The organism is Bacillus sp. JJ1127, from assembly GCF_036965845.1.
Classification (GTDB): Bacteria; Bacillota; Bacilli; order Bacillales; family Bacillaceae_G; genus Bacillus_A.
Genome location: NZ_JBALQK010000266.1, coordinates 2,350 through 6,027, shown reverse-complemented (window position 1 = coordinate 6,027; position 3,678 = coordinate 2,350). Strand labels below are relative to the sequence as shown.

Here is a 3,678-nt window from a genome sequence, read left to right as displayed (position 1 = left end):
CACTTAAAATATTACTATATATTTCAGCCATTTCAATGGCCTGTTTATTTTCAATTAATACATCTTCTAGCAAATCTTGATCATCTTCATACATTTTAATAAACGTATTATTGCGCATTAACTTTTGAATCACAATTTTGTTTGCCTTTAAAGATGTCGTAAAGTATACCAAGCTTTTTTCAAGTCCTAGTAATGTAAAAATTTCTTTATTTTTCATCGACTGATTTAATTGATGCTCCAAGTCGATTGTTTTTCGATTAATTTGTTTTAAGTATCTTAAATAATATGTAGAAATTGTATATAAGAGCTGAAGCGCAAATCGCGTCTTTTTAAACGTATAAAATTCTTTAATACGTTGGTTAATAAAACGCTCAAAAATCGGATTTTCTTCCAAACAAATGGTTACAAAACATTCCGGCATTATAATCATACCAATCGGAATTGTATCATATATTGAATTTCCCTCTTCATCATGCCTTACTGTAGGAATATCGACGATAATCAATGCATTATCATCTTCTTTTTCAATACGAGAACGTTCTTCATCATCCAAAGGGTCCTTAATGAAGTCCAATTCTACATTTAATGTTTGTACTAGGAATTGAATTTCCTCTTCTGTTGGATGGAGTACATTAATCCAACAACCTTTTTGAATCTCCTCAATTTCTTGTAGTTTTCCGTTTCGGTCTGTTAAATAAATATTTAACATACTATCACCCCGATTCTTTTTACATGTGGGAATCTACCTCACTTAAACAACAGTTTTTGAACCGCCATTTTCAGCATATGAAACAAACGTTCAAATTTCAATAGAAAAATTATTTTGAAAACGCTTTTTTTATAAAATCTTTCAAAATAGAAAAAGACAGAGTTTGCTCTGCCTTTTGAAAAGCTTATGTTGCCTTTATAACATATTTAGAAAGCATCCACAAGTTAAATGAGACTGAAATCGTGTAACCAGCATATGTTGCGATAATAAAACTAGTGTAGTCTAAGTATGGTAATAATGTAATATTTAATACAACTTTTATGATGATACCTATCATTAAACCGATAATCGTTTTTTGTTGTTGATTGATTCCTTGCAACATTGCCGCTGTCACTGTAAATAATGAAAATAATATACATGCAGGTGCATAGTACTGTAAAATAACACTTCCCATATTTGGATCATTCCCTGCACCAAATAAAAGAGTATATACCGGTTTCGCTAATACCATCATTCCAATTGCTGCTGGAATGGTAATTCCAACTACTAGCAAATTTGTTTTCGTAAAGTGCTTATATAATAACTGTTCATTTCCTGCTGTATATGCTTTTGTCATCTCTGGAACAAGGGACATACTAAAAGCTGTTGCTACGGAAACCGGAATAAGTACAACCATTTGCACAAGACCGATTATGGCATTTATTTTCTCTGCCTCTCCTTGTACATACCCTACCTGTATTAATAATTTATTGATTGTAAATGTATCAATTGTTTGATAAAGCGGGATTGCTAAACTAACTACAACAAAAGGAATAGAATATGTAAATAACTCTTTATATAATAAGAAAAAAGATTTCGTTGTCTGCGGAATACTTGTAATTTCTTTTTGTTTCAAGTACTTCCGTCTTCTCATATAATATCCACTCAGAACACTTAATCCGGCTACCGCCCCCATAAACGCTCCAAACGTTGAAACTCCAACTGCTAAAGAAACTGAAGCTTTCAAAACATATAAAATAACAAAACTTCCTATTAAAATTGTCAAGACACGAAAAAACTGTTCGATAACGACACTTACTGCCGAAGGTCCCATAGATTGAAATCCCTGAAAAAAACCACGTAACAAACTCATTACAGGTACAATTAATAGAGCGAAACTTACAATTTGAATATTGTAAGTTACAGCAGTCATACTATTGCCAGTTTGATCATTTCCATCAATCACAATCTTCGCAAGGTATGGTGCCATCAAATATAATGCTAGAAATGAGACAATCCCCATAAGAACCATAAAGACTACTCCACTTTTGAGTACCCTTTTTACCGTATGATAGTCATTTAGCTGGTCATATTTTGAAACCATTTTTGAAACAGCAAGTGGCAATCCCATTGTTGCAATGCTTAACATAATTGTATAAGGGCGATATGCATAAGTGTATAATACATATCCACTCGTCCCTACCATTGCTGTAAACGGAATCACATATATAAATCCTAGCATTTTAGATATCATCGTTGCCATCGTTAAAAATAATGTTCCACGTAAAAACGGTGACCCTTTCATTTCATTCCCCCGCTACGCTTTATTACTACACATTATGGACAACTTCTTTCTTTTAGAACTAAAATGCAGAAAAAAAGCCAATGAAACCATTGGCTTTAATGAACTGTTTTTCTCTTTTTCAAAATCTTTAAACCGAAGTAAATAACAATAAAGAGCACTGCTCCAATAATTATGTAATGCGTATAATCAGCCGCATATTCTTTAATATGACGCCATTTCCCACCAAGCTTTTCTCCTAAATAAATAAAAAGAATAGACCATGGAATAATTGCAACCACTGTATAAAGTGTAAAGCGTTTTAAAGACATCTTGGCTAACCCTGCTGGAATTGAAATCGCATGGCGCACAACTGGTATAAAACGAGCAGAAAATATAACCCCTGCACCATATCGATTAAACCAACCTTCAGCTATATCTAAATGATGCTTATTAATTAACAAGTATTTCCCATACTTTTCAACTACTGGACGCCCGCCATAATATCCTAACCAATATAAAAAGATTTGCGCTAGTGTACCACCAATTGTACCTGCAATAACCGCTCCCACAAAACTTATTTGATCTTGTGCAACTAAAAAGCCGGCATAAGAAAGGACAATCTCACTTGGAATGATTTCAATCATTAACCCTAGGGCAACACCAAAGTATCCTAGACTGGCGAAAAATTGTAATAACTGATCTATTAAATTCGCTAACATTTGCTTTCCTATCTCTCCTTTTCTATTCACATACTCTCCTATTATCCCACAAAGGCTTGTTCATGCCAATATATTCACCATTCTCTTTTGAAAGTATGTACAATGCACTATGAATATACCACATACAAACAGAATGAAACAGGTGGATTTTGGAAATAATCTTTTTTTAATCAAGCAATGGTGCTTTATCCTTATCTTTCATATAAGTAAACATTTCTCTAACTTGCCATTCTGTATTTCTGGCAACTGATAACTGCGGGATTTCCTTTTCACCAAAAAAGTTTACTTCCTCTGTTTCCACACTTGTTCGTTTTTCTCCCCCAACAATTTCACAACCGATAAATATTTTATATACATGTGATATTGATGGCGATGAATGATGCTTTTCTTTATCAAATACTGCTAGTAATCGAAAATGATCTACTTTATAACCTGTTTCTTCCCATACTTCTTTTGCTGCAACTTCTGTTGGTGTATAACCAATATCTGCCCAGCCTCCTGGAAGTGCCCATTTCCCATCACTTTTTTCTTTCACAAATAATAATTTCTCATTTTGAAATATAACTGCTCGAATATCTACTTTTGGTGTTTGATAACCTGTTTCACTGGCAAATAGTTTCTCTACCACTTCCCAATCCGTCTTCGTATAGTGAGACATCATAGAAATTGAAAGATCACGTAATTGTTGAAAGCGCTCAATATCATAT

General features: G+C 33.4%; 4 protein-coding genes. All 4 read right to left on the bottom strand.

The annotated features are described in order from the left end of the window. Positions 1 to 709: magnesium transporter CorA family protein (locus tag V7183_RS21830; RefSeq protein ID WP_335360812.1), on the bottom strand; the 709-nt coding region annotated here is incomplete at its 3' end. 184 nt (positions 710 to 893) lie between these two features. Next, on the bottom strand, positions 894 to 2,273 hold the full coding sequence (locus V7183_RS21825; protein ID WP_335360811.1) for a putative polysaccharide biosynthesis protein: 1,380 nt from the start codon (positions 2,271 to 2,273) through the stop codon (positions 894 to 896). A 95-nt stretch (positions 2,274 to 2,368) separates the two neighbouring features. After that, positions 2,369 to 2,971 carry a DedA family protein gene (locus tag V7183_RS21820; protein ID WP_097895937.1) on the bottom strand — a complete coding sequence of 201 codons (603 nt, stop codon included), beginning with the start codon at positions 2,969 to 2,971 and terminating at the stop codon, positions 2,369 to 2,371. A 166-nt stretch (positions 2,972 to 3,137) separates the two neighbouring features. Further along, positions 3,138 to 3,678: NUDIX hydrolase N-terminal domain-containing protein (locus V7183_RS21815; RefSeq protein ID WP_335360810.1), on the bottom strand; the 541-nt coding region annotated here is incomplete at its 5' end.

Excerpts from the sequence above, each read along its gene's own strand:
- V7183_RS21820 (WP_097895937.1), bottom strand. The coding sequence starts at position 2,971 with ATGTTAGCGAATTTAATAGATCAGTTATTACAATTTTTCGCCAGTCTA.
- V7183_RS21825 (WP_335360811.1), bottom strand. The coding sequence starts at position 2,273 with ATGAAAGGGTCACCGTTTTTACGTGGAACATTATTTTTAACGATGGCA.